The organism is Rhodococcus koreensis (assembly GCF_017068375.1).
GTDB classification, from domain to species: Bacteria; Actinomycetota; Actinomycetes; order Mycobacteriales; family Mycobacteriaceae; genus Rhodococcus_F; species Rhodococcus_F koreensis.
This window is the reverse complement of sequence record NZ_CP070609.1, coordinates 8,224,223-8,241,379: the sequence shown is the minus strand read 5'-3', so window position 1 is coordinate 8,241,379 and position 17,157 is coordinate 8,224,223. Positions and strand designations below refer to the sequence as shown.

The window sequence follows — 17,157 nt, the reverse complement described above, 5'->3', positions numbered from 1 at the left end:
CTGAGGCCGGCGCGAACGGTCGGGCCGGTGTCCCGTTTTCGAACCTCTGGAGGTAACGATGGCAGGAATCGAGAGCAAGTTCGACAAGGCGTACGAGACGAAACCGATCGAAGAACTGGCAGGCGCCCCCGTCGCCGCCCTGCAGGGCGTGAGCGATTCCGACGCCGAACACCTGGCGGCCGCCTTCAACATCAAGACCGTGAAGGACCTCGGCACCAACAAGTACTTCCTGTGGGCGCAGGCCGTCGCGAAACTGGCGGAGTAGCAGCCACACACGAGAGGCGGGGAGCCGTGCACTGCACGGCTCCCCGCCTCTGTCCCTGAGGGCTAGCGGTTGCCGTCGACGACGACCTCCGGGATACCCGCACCGATCGGCACGAACTCGCAGCGAGCGAGCGGAACCGCATCCGGATCGAGCGCCGCACGGACCAGGTCGAGCGCGAACGGATCGTAGGGTGCCCGGAAGTGCCCGGTGCCGTCCTCCGGGCATCGATCCTGGATCAGGATGTTGACCGCCCCGGCGCCGCGGAGCGCCATGTTCGTGTACGGCTGGATCATCTCGTCGTACCGCGACCCGATCGTCGTGTACGAGACGCCGGGCACGGTGTCGCCGCCCGCGTTGAGGGCGTTCATGAACGGCGAGCCCTGCATCTGCTGGCTGACGGCGACCGACGTCACCGTGCGGGCGAAGTCCGGGCCGCCGGGCAGCGCCTGCACGACCGGAACGAGGCCGTACATCACTCCCCCATAGCTGGGCGACGCCAGTCCGACCCAGTGGTCGACGAACGGAACACCGCCGAGCTTGTTGACGTAGTACCTGGTGACGTTCGCGCCCTGCGAATAACCGACGACGTCGACCTTGTCGGCGCCGGTCGCATCGCGGACCCGGTCGACGAACCGGCCTAACTCACCCGCGCTCGCGACGATGTCCTCGGTCCCGAACGAATCGGCACCCGGCGCGCCGCCGTAGTTGAGGGCGAAGACGCAGTATCCGTCCGCGGCGAGGATCGGCGACAGGGCGGCCCAGTCCGCGTACGCGCTGGCGTCGGTGCCGTGTGCGAGCACGACCGGCTCGGGGTGGTCCGCGGAGGGCGTACACGTGAAGTCGTTCGATCCGGCGGGTGCGCTGCCCGGGTGGTCGTGCGCGTACGCAGCGGCGGCACTACGACCGGTCTGGGGAAGCCCGGCGCCGGCGGGCACGACGAGTGAGGGCGGGGAGGCGTCGTCCGCCTGGGCGGTGGACACTGCGCCGGACATCAGCAGGACGACACCCGCGACGACCGCACCGGCACCCCGAAACCTCATGATCTCTCCCGACTTCACTGAGACATTGCTGTGAACCTTCCCAGAATGTGCACGCGCTGTCGCGTCGAGCCGGCGGGTCCGCGGCGGGGTGCGGCGCCCTACGAGTCGGTGACATCCTTGCCGGCTTCGCTCTGATCGTCTTCTGCGAGAAGGCGATACAACGAACGCCGCGCTTCGGTGAGAATCTCGCCTGCCCGCCGGACCTGTTCGTCGTCACCGACCGCGGCGACCTGCCCCGCAGCGCCCATCAGCAGCCCGATCAGGCCCCGCAAGTCCTCGGCCGGCCTGCCGACGCTCTCCCGCACGTCGTCCCACGGGGTGCCGAGTTCGGTCTTGTTCGCCTCGACGAAGGCCTTGCCCTCGTCCGTGAGGCGCGCGGTCTTGCGGCCCGCCACCTTTTCGATGAGCACCAGACCTTCGTCCTCGAGCTGCGACAGCGCAGGATAGATCGAACCGGGACTGGGCTTCCACACCCCGTCGCTGCGTTCGACGATCTGCTGGATCAGCTCGTAGCCGTGCATCGGCTGCTCGGTGAGCAGCAGCAGGATCGCGGAGCGGACATCGCCGCGCCGTCCCCTGCCACCCCGCCCGCGTCCGCGGCCGAAGTGCATTCCGGGCCCGAAGCCCGGACCGCCCTCGGGGCCGAAGCCGCCTCGGCGGTGTCCGTGACGGTGCGGCCCGTCGGGCCGTGCCATCCGTTCGCGTCCGAATCGTTCCCGTCGGGAACCTCTGTGTTCGAAATGGAAGTCTTCCATCATCAGCCTCCTTCTGTATCGCTGATGCATCAACGATATATCGTCAATTGCGACGCGACAAGGCCCCTTTTCTGTGACGGCGGTCAACTACCCGATGCGAATGGGGTCGATCTGTACCCGCGCGGGTAGCGAATCCTTCCGCGCACTGCGCACCGACTGCGCCTCGCCCAGCGCCTTGGCCAGCGGTTTCCCCTCCCCGCGGGGCACCCGGATCAGCATGCGCTCCACCTCCGCCGGCTCCGGCGCGTCACCGGAGAACGGCAGCCGCTCCCCGGCAGGCAGCTCGACCGGGCCGAGCAATTCGGCGTTCGCCGGCAGATCGGCGAGGTCCAGGAGGTCGGCGATCGCCTTCGCGCTGCCGTCGATCGCCGCGAGATGGATAGCGGGCGGAAATCCGACCTCGGCCCGCTCCTCGTACTGCGCACGCGCGTGACCGACCGGATCCCAGCGGACCAGCGCCTGCACCGTCGGAATGCCCGAATCGGCGACCACGACCACCTGACCGCCGTCGGCGAACGAGCGCACGAGCGACGACGCCGTCATCCACCGCCGCATCGTCTCCTCGGCGGCACGCAGATCGGGGCGGCCCAGGAGCGCCCAGCCGTCGAGCAGCAATGCCGCGCCGTAACCGCCCGGCATCACCGGTTCCGCCCCGACCGTCGACACCACGAGGGTCGGGCCCTGCTTCACTTCGTCGACGACGTCCGACCCTCCGGACATCCGCACGGCGACCCCGGGGAAGGCACGACCGAGTTCCTCGGCGGTGCGTCCCGCGCCGACCACGACGGCCCGCAGCGCCCGCGCTCCGCACGCGTGGCAGCGATGTGCGGCGTCGGCGACGCCGCACCACCGGCACGCGGGTGTTCCCGCCCCGTCCGGACCGGCCGCGGACGGCAACGCGAGCGGTCCGTTGCATCGCCGGCACCGCGCGGGCGCCCGGCACTTGCCGCACGCGAGGCTGGGGACGTAGCCGCGCCGGGGGACCTGGACCAGCACTCCCCGGCCGGCGCCGAGAGCCTCCCGGGCGGCGGCGAAGGCGATGGCGGGCAACCGGGCGGCCCGCGCTCCGGGGTCGCGGGCCAGGGCGTGGTCGCTGTCCGCGAGTGCGGTGATCTTCGGGGCGGCCGCCCGCACGGAGTCCCGGGAGGCCACGAGGTCGTGCGCCCAGCCCGAGTCGACCAGGGCCTGGGCCTCCGCGGTGCGCGCGTGCCCGGCCAGCACCACCGCACACCCACTGGCGTACGCGCGGAGCAGCGCCACCTCGCGGGCGTGCGGGTACGGTGCGCGCGGTTCGGAATGGTTGTCGTCCCCGTCGTCCCACACCACGATCAGTCCGGTACGCGGCGTCGGCGCGAACACCGAACTCCGGGTCCCGACGACGACCCTGGCGGTTCCGCGGAGCGCCGCCAGCCAACGCCGGTACCGCAGGGCGGGCCCGAGACCTGCGGCGAGTCCGACGACGGCGTCCTTGCCCAGCAGCGTCTCCACGGCAGCGACCACCCGGTCGAGGTCGCGCTGGTCGGGGACCACGACGACGGTGCTCGCCCCGATGGCGGCGACGAGCCCGGACAGTTCGGCGAGACGCGCCGGCCAGTCCTCGCCGGGGAGTGCCTGCCACACCGCGCGGGGGGCGCGCCCCTCGGACAGCGCCGTCAGGAAAGCGGCGCCGTGGACGTACCGGTCCCACGCGTCGGTGGCGATCGCGGTGCCGGACGCCTCGGGCGGTTCGGACGCGGCCTCGGACTCCGCCCGCGCGTGCCTCGGCGGAATCGCGAGCCGCAGGACGTCGGCACGGGTTCCGGCGTAGCGGCCGGCGACGAGGTCGACGACCCGGGTGATCTCCTCGGTCAGCACCCGCTCCGGTGAGATCACCCGTTCGAGCCAGCCGAACCGGCCCTGATGGTCGCTCGTCGCGGTGCGGGCCACGACGAATCCGTCGACGAGGCGCCCGGCGAACCGGATGCGGACCCGGACCCCGGGCTGCGCCTGCTCGTCGAGGTCCTTCGGCACGAGGTAGTCGAACTCGCGGTCGAGGTGCGCGAGCGGAAGCAGCGGCAGCACCCGGGCAACCGGGTCGACTTCCGCCGCGACCTTGTCCGCGCTCACGCGGCGGCCCCTACCGCAGCGGCGCCCGCCGGGCCGTGACTACCGATCAGAGGCCTGCGGCTGCCCGCAGCTTCTCCGCCCGGTCGATGCTCTCCCACGGGAGGTCGATGTCGGTGCGACCGAAGTGACCGTACGCCGCGGTCTGCGCGTAGATCGGGCGCAGCAGGTCGAGGTCGCGGATGATGGCGCCCGGACGCAGATCGAACGTCTCGGTGATGGCCTGCTGGATCCGAACCGGGTCCGTCTTCTCGGTTCCGAACGTCTCGACGAACAGGCCGACGGGCGCGGCCTTGCCGATCGCGTACGCCACCTGCACCTCGATCCGGTCCGCGAGACCCGCCGCGACCGCGTTCTTGGCCACCCAGCGCATGGCGTAGGCCGCCGACCGGTCGACCTTCGACGGGTCCTTGCCGGAGAACGCGCCGCCGCCGTGGCGGGCCATGCCGCCGTAGGTGTCGACGATGATCTTGCGGCCGGTCAACCCGGCGTCGCCCATCGGGCCGCCGAGCACGAACTTGCCGGTCGGGTTGACGAGCAGGCGGATGTCCGAGACGTCGAGTTCGGGCATGTCGATCTCCGCGAGAACCGAACCGAGCACCTTCTCCCGCAGATCCGGGGTGAGCAGGTTGTCGAGGTCGATGTCGGCGGCGTGCTGCGTCGAGATGACCACGGTGTCGAGGCGCACCGCCTTGTCACCGTCGTATTCGATGGTGACCTGGGTCTTGCCGTCCGGACGCAGGTACGGCAGGACCCCCGACTTGCGGACCTCGGTGAGTCGACGCGACAACCGGTGCGCCAGCGCGATCGGCAGCGGCATCAGTTCCGGGGTGTCGGTGGTGGCGAACCCGAACATCAGTCCCTGGTCGCCCGCGCCCTGACGGTCGATCTCGTCGTCGCTCAGTTCGCCGGTGCGAACCTCGTGCGAGTGGTCGACGCCCTGGGCGATCTCCGGGGACTGCGCCCCGATCGCCACGTTGACGCCGCAGGAGTTGCCGTCGAAGCCCTTGGCCGAGGAGTCGTACCCGATCTCGAGCACGGTGTCGCGCACGATCTTGGGGATGTCGGCGTAGGCGGTGGTCGTCACCTCACCGGCGACGTGGACCTGTCCGGTGGTCACCAGCGTCTCGACGGCGACGCGGGCACGCGGGTCGTCGGTGAGGAGCGCGTCGAGGATGGAGTCGCTGATCGCATCACAAATCTTGTCCGGGTGCCCCTCGGTCACAGACTCACTGGTGAATAGCCGACTACCGGACTGGCTCACAGAATTCCCTCTCGACAGTTGTCCTGAACAGCACGTGAAAACAGCTTAGCTGCGTAATACAACGAACGACCCTAGCGCCACCCCGGCGGGAGTGACCACCCTTCGAATCACCGAAACTCTGCCGGATATTCCGTCAGAGTGTCCGGCAAAGCTGGCCGACGGCGTCGAGTACCCGGCTCGCCATCAACGCCTTCGATCCGTGCTCGAGCGCGGACTCGGAGCCGTCGGCTCCGAGCAGCCAGCCGTCGTTGTGGTCGACCTCGAACGCCTTGCCCTCACCGACCGCGTTGACGACGAGGAGGTCGCAGCCCTTCCGGGCGAGCTTGGCCCGTGCATACGTGAGGACGTCGCCGTCGGCGTCGCCGGTCTCGGCCGCGAATCCGACGATCACGGTCTTCGCCGGGATCTCGCCGTCCCTCCGGGACTGCACCAGGCCGGCGAGGATGTCCTCGTTCTTGGTGAGTGCGATCGAGTCTGGCTCGCCCGCGCCCTTCTTGATCTTGCTCGCCACCGTCGTCGTCGGCCGGAAGTCGGCGACGGCCGCGGCCATGATCACCGCGTCGAACCCGGGCGCGTGCTTGGCGACGGCGACCCGCATGTCTTCCGCGGTGCGCACGTGCACCATGTCGACGGCGGCCGGGTCGGCGAGGCCGGCGGTGTACCCGGAGACGAGGGTGACCTCGGCCCCGCGCTGCACGGCGAGCCGGGCGATGGCGTACCCCTGCTTGCCCGAACTGCGGTTCCCGAGGAACCGCACCGGGTCGAGCGGCTCCCGGGTGCCGCCCGCGGACACGAGGACCCGCCGGCCCACGAGGTCACGGGGCAGCGCGTCGGGACGCTCGACCAGCAAGGACGCCAATCCGACGATCTCGTCGGGTTCGGGCAGCCTGCCTGCGCCGGTGTCCTTGCCGGTGAGACGGCCGGATGCGGGTTCGATGACGGTCACGCCGCGGTCGCGCAGCGTGGCGACGTTGGCGACGGTGGCCGGGTGCTCCCACATCTCCGTGTGCATCGCCGGTGCGAACACGACGGGACATCGCGCGGTGAGCAGCGTCGCGGTGAGCAGGTCGTCCGCGCGTCCCGCCACGGCCCGCGCCATGAGGTCGGCGGTGGCGGGCGCGATGACGACGAGGTCCGCTTCCTGCCCGAGACGCACATGCGGGACCTGCGGAACGTCGGTGAACACACCCGTGTGCACGGGGTTGCCCGACAGCGCCTCGAACGTCGCCTTGCCGACGAACTCGAGCGCGGACTCCGTCGGGATGACCCGCACGTGGTGTCCGGCCTCGGTGAAGGCTCGGATGACGGCGCAGCTCTTGTACGCGGCGATGCCGCCGCCGACACCGACGACGATCCGCTTGCGCGCCCCCGAGGGCCCCGGTTCCGGTGAATCCGTCACGCGCCCGGAGTCCGGGCCCGCTGCCTGGTCAGGCACTGCAGGTCCTCCGCTCACTCGCCTTCGGTGTGCTCGAGAAGATCGGAGTGGATCTCACGCAGCGCGATCGACAGCGGCTTCTCCTGCAGGCCCGGCTCCACGAGGGGGCCGACGTACTCGAGGATGCCGTCGCCGAGCTGGTTGTAGTAGTCGTTGATCTGACGCGCACGCTTGGCCGCGTAGATCACCAGCGCGTACTTCGACGACGTGCGAGCGAGAAGCTCGTCGATCGGAGGGTTGGTGATGCCGAGCGGGGTGTCGTAAGCCGGCAGGGCGCCGTGGCTGGGTGTTGCGGACGCTGCTGCGGGGGTGCTGCTCACTCGGTATCTCCTGAAATTGTTCTGGCTAGTTGATGTGAGATCTAGTGGGTCGACTCGGACTGTTCCGGTCGTCCAACCAACAAGGATACCAACTCGTCGCACGTTCGGCTGACATCCTCGTTCACGACGACCACGTCGAACTCGTCCTGCGCCTCCAGCTCGACCCGGGCGGTCGCGAGACGCCGCTCCACGACCTCCGCGGATTCGGTGCCCCGGCCGGTCAATCTCTCGACCAGCACGTCCCAGCTCGGGGGCGCCATGAAGACGAGCAGCGCCTCCGGCATCGCGGCACGGACGGCCCGCGCACCGGCGAGATCGACCTCGACCAGCACCGGTCTGCCCTGTTCGATCGCCGCGCGGACGGGTGCGGCCGGGGTTCCCGACAGCTGGAGTCCGCCGTGGATCTCGGCCCATTCGAGCAGCTCACCGGAATCGATCATCCGCTGGAACTCGCCACGAGAGGTGAACCGGTAGTCCTTGCCGTCCACCTCGCCCGGGCGTGGATCACGCGTCGTCGCGGACACGCTGAAGACGAGCTCCGGCATCCGCTCACGCAGGAGTCGCACCACGCTGGACTTACCGACGGCCGAGGGGCCGGCCAGTACTACCAGCCGACCCCTCCGCACTGCGGTCTTGCTCTCTGACACTTGTGCGTCAGCTACCACTGTCGTGCTCAGGCCTCGAAGTCGAACTTCGCGAGCAGGGCCTTCCGCTGCCGATCGCCGAGGCCACGGAGGCGACGGGTCGGAGCGATCTCCAGCTCGGTCATGATCTCCTGCGCCTTGACCTTGCCCACCTTGGGCAGCGCCTCGAGCAGTGCCGACACCTTCATCTTGCCCAGGATCTCGTCGTCCTCGGCGTCCTTGAGAACCTGCTTGAGGTCGGTGCCACCACGCTTCAGGCGCTCCTTGAGCTCAGCCCTGGCCTTGCGGGCAGCAGCTGCCTTCTCCAAAGCAGCAGCGCGCTGCTCATCAGTCAACTGGGGAAGGGCCACGGTTCCTCCGTCTCGTCGTTGGCAAATAGTCCAAACCACTGGATAACCAGCAGCGATAGCGACCGTACTCACGCCAGGCGCCGATTGCGAACCCACCCCCCGAGGTCAGAGCCGGATTCAGGTGGGCTATGAGAGTGCGGACTCGATCTCGTCACGCACCTTCACGGCCGCCTCACGCAGTGCCGCCGCCGACGGTCCCGCCCGAAGAACACCACGAGAACTGTTCGGCAACAACAGTTTACGGGAATCGGGAAAAATGTCGGCGAGATCACCGGGAGTCGCCCCCTGGGCGCCGAGACCGGGCGCGAGAATCGGCCCGGAAAAATTCGACAAATCCAGGCCGTGTCCGCGTGTCGCGCCCACCACCAGACCCACGAGACCCGGTTGCGCGTCGTTGTGCCGGACTGCCGCGTCCACCACGGACTGGGCCACGGACACCCCTGCGGCCGTCCCTGCCGCCTGCAGATCGCCGCCCTCGGGATTGGACGTCCGCGCCAGCACGAAGAGCCCGCGGCCCTGCTCCGCCGCCAGCGACAGCGCCGGATCCAGGGCACCGAATCCCAGGTACGGCGACACCGTCACGGCATCGGACGACAGAGGGGACTCCGCGCCCAGCCAGGACTGCGCGTACGCCGCCATCGTCGACCCGATGTCCCCACGCTTGGCGTCGGCGACGACGAGCGTCCCTGCCTCTCTGAGGACCGAAATGGTGCGTTCGAGCACCGCGTACCCGGCGGAGCCGTACGCTTCGAAGAACGCCACCTGAGGCTTCACGACGGCCACCTCACCGACGAAGGCCTCCACGCAGATCTCCGCGAACGTCTCCAGCCCCTCGGCGGAGACGGGAAGGCCCCACGCCTCGAGCAGCCCGGGATGCGGGTCGATGCCGACACACAACCGCCCCCGGTGCTCGACCGCCGACGTCAGCCGATGCACCCAGGAGTGGTGGTGGTGATGGTGTCCGCTCACGACGAGACGGCCCCGCTCGCGGGGGCCACGACGACGGCGGGCGAGCGCAGCCGCGCGTGCAGCGCCTGGAGCGACTGAACGCCGATGTCGCCGCGGATCGCGGCCTCGATGCCCTGCACCGCGGCGGACGCGCCCTGCACGGTGGTGACGCACGGGATGTTCGTGGCGACGGCCGCGCTGCGGATCTCGTAGCCGTCGACACGCGGTCCGGAGTTGCCGTACGGCGTGTTGATCACCATGTCGACCTCGCCGTCGCGGATCGTCTCGACGATGGTGCGCTCCCCCGCCTCCAGCTTCTCGCCGGAGTGCTTGTGCACCTCCTGGCAGGTGATCCCGTTGCGGCGGAGGACCGCCGCGGTGCCCTCGGTGGCCAGGATCCGGAAGCCGAGGTCGGCGAGCCGCTTGACCGGGAAGATCAGCGACCGCTTGTCCTTGTTGGCGACCGAGACGAACACCGAGCCCGAGGTGGGCAGCGAACCGTACGCGGCCGTCTGGCTCTTGGCGAACGCGGTGCCGAAGTCGGCGTCGATGCCCATGACCTCGCCGGTCGACTTCATCTCCGGGCTCAGCAGGGTGTCGACCCCGGTGCCGTCGGCGCGGCGGAACCGGTTGAACGGCAGCACCGCCTCCTTGACGGCGACGGGCGCGTCCGCCGGGGTCCAGCCGCCGTCGCCGGTGGCCGGGAGCACGCCGCTCGCGCGCAGATCGGCGATGGACTCGCCGAGCATGACGCGGGCGCACGCCTTGGCAAGCTGCACGGCCGTCGCCTTCGACACGAACGGCACGGTGCGGCTGGCGCGGGGGTTGGCCTCGAGGACGTACAGGATGTCGTCCTTGAGTGCGTACTGGACGTTGAGCAGGCCCTTCACGCCGATGCCCTTCGCGAGCGCCTCCGTCGAGCGGCGGACGTTCTCGAGGTCGGCGCGGCCGAGGGTGATCGGCGGCAGCGCACAGGCCGAGTCGCCCGAGTGGATACCGGCCTCCTCGATGTGCTCCATCACGCCGCCGAGGTACACCTCGGTGCCGTCGCAGAGTGCGTCGACGTCGATCTCGATGGCGTCTTCCAGGAAGCGGTCGACCAGCACCGGCCGGTCGTCGGAGATCTCGGTGGCGCGGGAGATGTAGCTTTCGAGGGACGCCTCGTCGTACACGATCTCCATGCCGCGGCCACCGAGGACGTACGACGGCCGCACCAGCACCGGGTATCCGATGCCGGCCGCGATGTCGCGGGCCCCGGCGAACGTGGTGGCGGTGCCGAACTTGGGGGCGGGCAGGCCGGCGTCGACCAGCACCTTCCCGAACTCGCCGCGGTCCTCCGCGAGGTCGATCGCCTCGGGGCTGGTGCCGACGATCGGCACCCCCGCCGCCTTCAGCCGCTTCGCCAGACCCAGCGGGGTCTGACCGCCGAGCTGCACGATCACACCGGCGACGGTGCCCGAGATCGACTCCGCCCGGTACACCTCGAGCACGTCCTCGAACGTGAGCGGTTCGAAGTACAGCCGGTCGGCCGTGTCGTAGTCGGTGGAGACGGTCTCCGGGTTGCAGTTGACCATCACGGTCTCGTAGCCGGCCTCCGACAGCGTCAGGGCGGCGTGGACGCAGGAGTAGTCGAACTCGATGCCCTGACCGATGCGGTTCGGTCCGGAACCGAGGATCAGGACCTTCGGACGCTCGGTCTGCGGGGCCACCTCGGACTCGGCCGCCGGGTCCAGTTCGTACGTGGAGTAGTGGTACGGCGTCTTCGCCTCGAACTCGGCGGCGCAGGTGTCGACCGTCTTGTAAACGGGGTGGACGTCCCACTGCTCACGCAGCGCGCGGACCGCGTCCTCGCCGCCGATCTCGGGGCGCAGGGCCGCGATCTGCCGGTCCGACAGGCCATGGTGCTTGGCGCGGCGCAGGACCCGCTCGGTCACCTCGGGCGCCTCGCGCAGCGCGTCCCCGAGTTCGTGGATCTGCATGATCTGGTCGAGGAACCAGGGGTCGATCTTCGTGGCGTCGAACAGCTGCTCGACGGTGGCGCCGAGCGCGAACGCCTTCTCCAGGCCGTACACGCGACCGTCGCGGGGGATGCTCAGTTCCGCGAGGAGGCTGTCGAGGTCGTCGGCCTCCACGTCGGGACCCGTCCAGTACCCGGCCCGCTTGGTCTCGAGGGAGCGCAGCACCTTGCCGAACGCCTCGGTGAAGTTGCGGCCGATCGACATGGCCTCACCGACCGACTTCATCGTGGTGGTGAGGGTGTCGTCGGCGCCGGGGAACTTCTCGAACGCGAACCGGGGCGCCTTGACCACGACGTAGTCGAGGGTCGGCTCGAAGCACGCCGGGGTTTCCTTGGTGATGTCGTTGACGATCTCGTCCAGCGTGTAGCCGATGGCGAGCTTCGCGGCGATCTTCGCGATCGGGAAGCCGGTCGCCTTGGACGCGAGCGCGCTGGACCGGGACACGCGCGGGTTCATCTCGATGACGACGAGACGCCCGTCGGCAGGGTCCATCGCGAACTGGATGTTGCAGCCGCCGGTATCGACGCCGACCTCGCGGAGGATGTCGATCGAGAGATCGCGCATCGCCTGGTACTCGCGGTCGGTGAGGGTCATGGCGGGGGCGACGGTGATCGAGTCACCGGTGTGCACACCGACCGGGTCGACGTTCTCGATCGAGCACACGATCACCACGTTGTCGCGGCCGTCGCGCATCAGCTCGAGCTCGTATTCCTTCCACCCGAGGATCGACTCCTCGATCAGCACGTTGGCGGTGGGGGACGCCGCGAGGCCGCCGCCGGCGATCCGCGTGAGGTCCTCGTCGTCGTAGGCCATGCCGGAGCCGAGTCCGCCCATCGTGAACGACGGCCGCACGACGACGGGGAAGCCCAGTTCGGCGACCGTGTCGCGGACCTCGTCCATCGTGTAGCAGACGCGGGAGCGCGCCGACTCGCCGCCGACCTTGGCGACGATGTCTTTGAACTTCTGCCGGTCCTCGCCGCGCTGGATGGCGTCGAAGTCGGCGCCGATCAGCTCGACGTCGTACTTCTCGAGGATGCCCTGCTCGTGCAGCGCCACCGCGGTGTTCAGGGCCGTCTGGCCGCCGAGCGTCGCGAGGACGGCGTCGATCGGGTGCCCCTTCTCGGCCTCGAGGGCGATCACCTTCTCGACGAACTCGGCGGTGATCGGCTCCACATACGTGGCGTCCGCGAATTCGGGGTCGGTCATGATCGTGGCCGGGTTGGAGTTGACGAGGCTGACCCGCAGGCCCTCCTCGCGCAGCACCCGGCAGGCCTGGGTTCCGGAGTAATCGAACTCACAGGCCTGGCCGATGACGATCGGCCCGGAGCCGATCACCAGGATGTGGGAGAGATCTGTACGGCGTGGCATTAGTTCTTGACTCCCTCGAGCAGGCTGGTGAAGCGGTCGAACAGGTACGCGGCGTCGTGCGGGCCCGCCGCGGCCTCGGGGTGGTACTGCACCGAGAAGGCCGATCCGTCGAGCAGGCGGACTCCCTCGACGGCGCCGTCGTTGGCGCAGGTGTGGCTGACGACGGCCTTGCCGAACGGGGTGTCGAACTCTTGTCCGGCCTCCCCCTCCAGCGCGAACCCGTGGTTCTGTGCGGTGATCGCGATGCGTCCCGTCTCGTGTTCGACGACCGGGATGTTGATGCCCCGGTGACCGAACTTCATCTTGTACGTGCCGAGACCGAGTGCGCGCCCGAGAATCTGGTTGCCGAAACAGATGCCGAACAGGGGCAGACCCTGCCCGATGACTTCCTTCGTCAGGTGCACGGCGCCGTCGGCGGTCGCCGGGTCGCCGGGACCGTTGGAGAGGAAGACGCCGTCGGCCTTCAGGTCCAGGATCTGCGCGAGCGTGGCGTCGGACGGGAGCACGTGCACCCGGATGCCGCGCTCGGCGAACATGCGCGGGGTGTTGGTCTTGATGCCGAGGTCGATGGCCGCGACCGTGAAGCGCGCGTCTCCCCCGGTCGGCTCGACGACGTACCCGCTGGTGGTGCTGACCTCGCCGGCCAGGTCCGCGCCGAGCATCGACGGCTGGCCCTTCACCCGCTCGAGCAGCACGTCGGTGTCGGCGAGGGCGTCGCCGGAGAACACGCCGGCGCGCATGGAGCCCCGGGTGCGCAGGTGGCGGACCAGGGCCCGGGTGTCGATGCCGGCGATCCCGACGACTCCCTGCTTGACGAGCTCGTCCTGCAGGGATCCGGTGGCGCGCCAGCTGGAGGTGCGGCGGGCGGGGTCGCGGACGACGTACCCGGCGACCCAGATCTTCGCCTCGGCGCTGCTGCCGGTCGGCCCGACGGACTCGTCGTCCTCGTCGTTCCACCCGGTGTTGCCGATCTGCGGCGCGGTGGCCACGACGATCTGGCGGTGGTAGCTGGGGTCGGTGAGCGTCTCCTGGTACCCGGTCATGCCGGTGCTGAAGACGGCCTCACCGAGCGTCTGACCGACGGCACCGAAAGTGGTGCCCCGGAATACCCGTCCGTCCTCGAGGACCAGTACTGCAGAGTCGGTGTCGTAGCCGCTCATGCGTTCTCTCCGTTCTGCTCGACCTCACCAGAGCTCGCCGCATTCGCTGAATCTTCACTGTCTGTCTTGCCGTCCGGCTTCCCTGCGCCCACCCAGGCGGGGTACACGGACTTGTCGTCGCTGCGGAATCCGGTGTCGATCTCGGTGCCGGTCGGCAGCTCCCACCGGATCACCAGGACGCCGTCCTTGCTCATGACCTTGCCCGCGAGGCCGCGTTCGGTGCGCACGGCGCGGACCGCGTCCTGCGGTATCCAGATCGCCGACGCCCCGTCCCGTTCGAGCAGGATCCCGGTTTCGTAGCGGGAGATCTCACCCGTCGCCCGGAAGCCGAGGTCACCGACCGCGATCCGGTCCTGCCAGCTGGGGGCGAGGGTGCTGCCCACGTACAGTCCGGTGGCCGGGGCGATCGTCTGCGCGCCGAGGTGCGCGGGCACGCCGGGAAGCTGCCCGACCCGGTCGGCCTGCCGCCGGGCGCGACCGCGCCAGCCGACGTACATGAGGAAGATGGCCAGCGCCCAGAACGCGACGAGGCCGACTACCCACAGAATTCTCTCCACCGTCATCCCCTGCCGTTTCGCACCCGGACGCGGGCCTGGCCGTCGCTCGCGGTGATCCGGCCGCGCAGGATCGTCGTCGTCACCCGGGCCGGAAGGGTCATCGACTCGTAGGGCGTGTTGTGGGCGACGCTGGCGAGATCGGGGCCGTGGACCGTCCATTCGGCGTCCGGATCGATCAGCACGAGGTTGGCGGGCTCGCCCACCTCGAGCGGGCGACCCTGGTCGTCGAGTCCGACGATCTCGGCCGGGCGCTCACTCATCACCCTGGCAACGCCGCGCCAGTCGAGCAGCCCCGTGCGGACCATCGTCTGCACGACGATCGACAGCGCGGTCTCGAGCCCCAGCATTCCGGGGCGGGCGGCCGCGAACTCGCAGCACTTGTCCTGCTCGGCGTGCGGCGCGTGGTCGGTCGCGACGCAGTCGATGGTCCCCTCGGCCAGTCCGGCCCGGAGCGCGGCGACGTCGCTCGCCTCCCGCAGGGGCGGGTTCACCTTGTTGACGGCGTCGTACGTCTCGAGCCGCGAGTCGTCGAGCAGCAGGTGATGCGGGGTGACCTCGGCGGTGATCGAAATACCTTGCCCGCGTGCCCACTTCATCAGTTCGACGGTGCCGGCGGTGGAGGCGTGGCAGATGTGCACCCGCGCCCCGGCGTCGCGGGCGAGCAGTGCGTCACGGGCGACGATCGACTCCTCGGCGGCGCGCGGCCACCCCGCCAGCCCGAGCCGGGCGGCGGTGGGTCCTTCGTGCGCGATCGCCCCGACGGTCAGTCGCGGCTCCTCCGCGTGCTGCGCGATGAGCACTCCGAGCGAGCTCGAGTACTCGAGGGCCCGGCGCATGATCAGCGGGTCGTAGACGCAGTGGCCGTCGTCCGAGAACATCCGCACCCGGCCGGCCCCCGACGCCATCGTGGCCATCTCGGCGAGCTGCTTGCCCTCGAGCCCCACGGTGACGGCGCCGACGGGGTGCACGTCGACGAGCCCGACCTCCCGGCCGCGGCGCCACACGTGGTCGGTGACGACCACCGAGTCGGCCACCGGGCTGGTGTTGGCCATCGCGAACACCGCGGTGTACCCGCCGAGCGCGGCGGCGGCCGAACCGGAATCGATGGTCTCGGTGTCCTCGCGGCCGGGTTCCCGCAGGTGCGTGTGCAGATCGACGAAACCGGGGAGCAGGATCTGCCCCGCCGCGTCGATCACCTCGGCGTCGGGCGTGGCGTCCTTGCCCGCGTCCGCTCCGATCGCGGCGATGACGCCGTCACCGAGCAGAACGTCGGTGGGCTCGCCCTCGCCGTACAGCAACACGTTCTTGATGAGCACTGTCTCTCCTGTCACTGCACTGTCACTCATCCCGCAACTTCCTCCGCCCCGACCAGCAGCCGGAACAGCACCGCCATCCGCATGTGCACACCGTTGGTCACCTGCTGCAGCACGGCGGTTCTCGACGAATCAGCCACCGCCGAGGCGATTTCCATGCCGCGCAGCATCGGACCGGGGTGCAGCACCACCGCGTGCTCGGGAAGCAGCGCGAGCCGCTTCTCCGACAGGCCGTAATTGATCGAGTACTCCCGCTGGGACGGGAAGAACCCGCCGTTCATCCGTTCCGCCTGCACCCGCAGCATGAGGACGGCGTCGAGACCGGGCAGCTCCGCGTCGAGGGAATGCGCCACCGACACCGGCCACGACGACACACCGACCGGGAGCAGCGTGGGCGGCGCGACGAGGACGACCTCGGCGCCGAGCATCGACAGCAGCAGCGCGTTCGACCGCGCGACCCGGCTGTGGAGGATGTCGCCGACGATGGCGATGCGCTTGCCCTCGATGTCGCCGAGGCGCTGACGCAGTGTGAGCGCGTCGAGAAGCGCCTGGGTGGGGTGTTCGTGCGTGCCGTCGCCCGCATTGATCACCGCGGGTCCGCCGTCGTCCTGACGTCCGGTCCAGCTCGCGATCTGGTGGGCCGCACCCGACGCGGGGTGCCGCACGATCAGGGCGTCGGCGCCGGCGGCGCGCAACGTCATCGCCGTGTCCCGGAGCGATTCACCCTTCGACACCGACGAACTGGACGCGCTGACGTTGATGACGTCTGCGCTCATCCACTTGCCTGCGACCTCGAACGACACCCGGGTGCGGGTCGAGTTCTCGAAGAACACGGTCATCACGGTCCGGCCGCGCAGCGTCGGGAGCTTCCGCACCTCACGCCCGAGGAGGGCCTGTTCGAAGCGTTCGGCCTCGTCGAGAAGTTCGACGGCCGATTCCCGTGTCAGGTCCGCGATCGACAACAGGTGCTTCACTTAGCTCTTCCCCCCGGAGATCATGACCGCGTCGCGGCCGTCGTGTTCGCTCAGGAGCACCTTGACGTCCTCGGTGCGGGCGGTGGGCACGTTCTTGCCCACGTAGTCGGCGCGCAGCGGCAGTTCACGGTGCCCGCGGTCGACGAGGACGGCCAGCTGGACGGCACGGGGCCGACCGAGGTCGCGGAGGGCGTCGAGCGCCGAGCGGACGGTGCGGCCGGAGAACAGCACGTCGTCGACGAGGACGACCAGGGTGTTGTCGACGCCGCCCTCGGGCACCGAGGTGCGTTCGAGGGGCCGGTGCGGTTTGGTCCGCAGATCGTCGCGGTACAGGGTGATGTCGAGGGAGCCGACCGGTGGGCGCACCCCGGAGAATTCTTCGACCTTCCCGGCGAGCCGCGCGGCGAGCGTCGTGCCCCGGGTCGGGATGCCGATCAGAACGACACGCGGCGCTTCACCGTCCGCGGCGTCGATCGCGGTCTTCTCGATGATCTGGTGCGCGATTCGCGCAATGGTCCGTCCCACATCGGCTGCGGACAGCAGCTCTCGTGCGGGTTCGACGGACGGGGACTCTTCTGGTGTTGAATCCGCCGGTTCCCCGGCGGGGCGAGACCCTTCGGGCACGCGCATACAACGACCTCCT

General features: G+C 69.7%; 16 protein-coding genes. 1 reads left to right on the top strand and 15 read right to left on the bottom strand.

What is annotated here, in order from left to right:
- Positions 1 to 58 precede the first annotated feature (58 nt).
- Complete coding sequence (locus JWS14_RS37490; RefSeq protein WP_072942124.1) at positions 59 to 265, top strand: hypothetical protein; 207 nt, start codon at positions 59 to 61, stop codon at positions 263 to 265.
- 62 nt (positions 266 to 327) lie between these two features.
- Here JWS14_RS37490 and JWS14_RS37485 read toward each other — a convergent pair whose 3' ends face one another.
- From JWS14_RS37485 to pyrR, 15 genes are all read right to left on the bottom strand, one after another.
- The gene (locus tag JWS14_RS37485) at positions 328 to 1,305 is read right to left on the bottom strand and encodes an esterase/lipase family protein (protein WP_206015424.1); all 978 of its coding nucleotides are present in this window, start codon (positions 1,303 to 1,305) and stop codon (positions 328 to 330) included.
- A 98-nt stretch (positions 1,306 to 1,403) separates the two neighbouring features.
- Positions 1,404 to 2,060, bottom strand: a complete 657-nt coding sequence (locus JWS14_RS37480; RefSeq protein ID WP_206016261.1) for a PadR family transcriptional regulator — start codon at positions 2,058 to 2,060, stop codon at positions 1,404 to 1,406.
- An 87-nt stretch (positions 2,061 to 2,147) separates the two neighbouring features.
- The gene (locus JWS14_RS37475; RefSeq protein WP_206015423.1) at positions 2,148 to 4,166 is read right to left on the bottom strand and encodes a primosomal protein N'; all 2,019 of its coding nucleotides are present in this window, start codon (positions 4,164 to 4,166) and stop codon (positions 2,148 to 2,150) included.
- A 46-nt stretch (positions 4,167 to 4,212) separates the two neighbouring features.
- The gene (metK, locus tag JWS14_RS37470; RefSeq protein WP_072942128.1) at positions 4,213 to 5,427 is read right to left on the bottom strand and encodes a methionine adenosyltransferase; all 1,215 of its coding nucleotides are present in this window, start codon (positions 5,425 to 5,427) and stop codon (positions 4,213 to 4,215) included.
- 133 nt (positions 5,428 to 5,560) lie between these two features.
- The gene (gene coaBC / locus JWS14_RS37465) at positions 5,561 to 6,862 is read right to left on the bottom strand and encodes a bifunctional phosphopantothenoylcysteine decarboxylase/phosphopantothenate--cysteine ligase CoaBC (RefSeq protein WP_206015422.1); all 1,302 of its coding nucleotides are present in this window, start codon (positions 6,860 to 6,862) and stop codon (positions 5,561 to 5,563) included.
- Between the two features lie 14 nt (positions 6,863 to 6,876).
- Positions 6,877 to 7,182, bottom strand: coding sequence for a DNA-directed RNA polymerase subunit omega (gene rpoZ, locus JWS14_RS37460; protein WP_009480427.1), 306 nt, complete (start codon positions 7,180 to 7,182; stop codon positions 6,877 to 6,879).
- A gap of 41 nt (positions 7,183 to 7,223) precedes the next feature.
- Positions 7,224 to 7,847, bottom strand: a complete 624-nt coding sequence (gmk, locus tag JWS14_RS37455; RefSeq protein ID WP_206015421.1) for a guanylate kinase — start codon at positions 7,845 to 7,847, stop codon at positions 7,224 to 7,226.
- Between the two features lie 8 nt (positions 7,848 to 7,855).
- Positions 7,856 to 8,176 carry an integration host factor, actinobacterial type gene (gene mihF, locus JWS14_RS37450; RefSeq protein ID WP_072942134.1) on the bottom strand — a complete coding sequence of 107 codons (321 nt, stop codon included), beginning with the start codon at positions 8,174 to 8,176 and terminating at the stop codon, positions 7,856 to 7,858.
- Positions 8,177 to 8,302: 126 nt separating this feature from the next.
- On the bottom strand, positions 8,303 to 9,112 hold the full coding sequence (gene pyrF / locus JWS14_RS37445; RefSeq protein WP_095861041.1) for an orotidine-5'-phosphate decarboxylase: 810 nt from the start codon (positions 9,110 to 9,112) through the stop codon (positions 8,303 to 8,305).
- A gap of 29 nt (positions 9,113 to 9,141) precedes the next feature.
- Positions 9,142 to 12,510, bottom strand: coding sequence for a carbamoyl-phosphate synthase large subunit (gene carB, locus JWS14_RS37440; protein WP_206015420.1), 3,369 nt, complete (start codon positions 12,508 to 12,510; stop codon positions 9,142 to 9,144).
- Positions 12,510 to 13,670: a glutamine-hydrolyzing carbamoyl-phosphate synthase small subunit gene (gene carA, locus JWS14_RS37435; protein WP_072942140.1), complete on the bottom strand. Its 1,161-nt coding sequence runs from the start codon at positions 13,668 to 13,670 to the stop codon at positions 12,510 to 12,512. The genes carB and carA overlap by 1 nt, the downstream gene beginning before the upstream one ends.
- Positions 13,667 to 14,233, bottom strand: a complete 567-nt coding sequence (locus JWS14_RS37430) for a PH-like domain-containing protein (RefSeq protein ID WP_072942142.1) — start codon at positions 14,231 to 14,233, stop codon at positions 13,667 to 13,669. Before JWS14_RS37430 ends, carA begins: the two co-directional genes overlap by 4 nt.
- On the bottom strand, positions 14,230 to 15,573 hold the full coding sequence (locus JWS14_RS37425) for a dihydroorotase (RefSeq protein ID WP_206015419.1): 1,344 nt from the start codon (positions 15,571 to 15,573) through the stop codon (positions 14,230 to 14,232). Before JWS14_RS37425 ends, JWS14_RS37430 begins: the two co-directional genes overlap by 4 nt.
- Complete coding sequence (locus tag JWS14_RS37420) at positions 15,570 to 16,514, bottom strand: aspartate carbamoyltransferase catalytic subunit (protein WP_072942146.1); 945 nt, start codon at positions 16,512 to 16,514, stop codon at positions 15,570 to 15,572. Before JWS14_RS37420 ends, JWS14_RS37425 begins: the two co-directional genes overlap by 4 nt.
- Positions 16,515 to 17,144, bottom strand: coding sequence for a bifunctional pyr operon transcriptional regulator/uracil phosphoribosyltransferase PyrR (gene pyrR, locus JWS14_RS37415; protein WP_015890604.1), 630 nt, complete (start codon positions 17,142 to 17,144; stop codon positions 16,515 to 16,517).
- Positions 17,145 to 17,157: the final 13 nt, after the last annotated feature.

Bases quoted from the DNA above. Each gene is read 5' to 3' on its own strand.
- pyrR (WP_015890604.1), bottom strand. From the start codon at position 17,144: ATGCGCGTGCCCGAAGGGTCTCGCCCCGCCGGGGAACCGGCGGATTCA.
- JWS14_RS37430 (WP_072942142.1), bottom strand. From the start codon at position 14,233: ATGACGGTGGAGAGAATTCTGTGGGTAGTCGGCCTCGTCGCGTTCTGG.
- carA (WP_072942140.1), bottom strand. From the start codon at position 13,670: ATGAGCGGCTACGACACCGACTCTGCAGTACTGGTCCTCGAGGACGGA.
- JWS14_RS37425 (WP_206015419.1), bottom strand. From the start codon at position 15,573: ATGAGTGACAGTGCAGTGACAGGAGAGACAGTGCTCATCAAGAACGTG.
- carB (WP_206015420.1), bottom strand. From the start codon at position 12,510: ATGCCACGCCGTACAGATCTCTCCCACATCCTGGTGATCGGCTCCGGG.
- JWS14_RS37485 (WP_206015424.1), bottom strand. From the start codon at position 1,305: ATGAGGTTTCGGGGTGCCGGTGCGGTCGTCGCGGGTGTCGTCCTGCTG.
- JWS14_RS37480 (WP_206016261.1), bottom strand. From the start codon at position 2,060: ATGGAAGACTTCCATTTCGAACACAGAGGTTCCCGACGGGAACGATTC.
- JWS14_RS37490 (WP_072942124.1), top strand. From the start codon at position 59: ATGGCAGGAATCGAGAGCAAGTTCGACAAGGCGTACGAGACGAAACCG.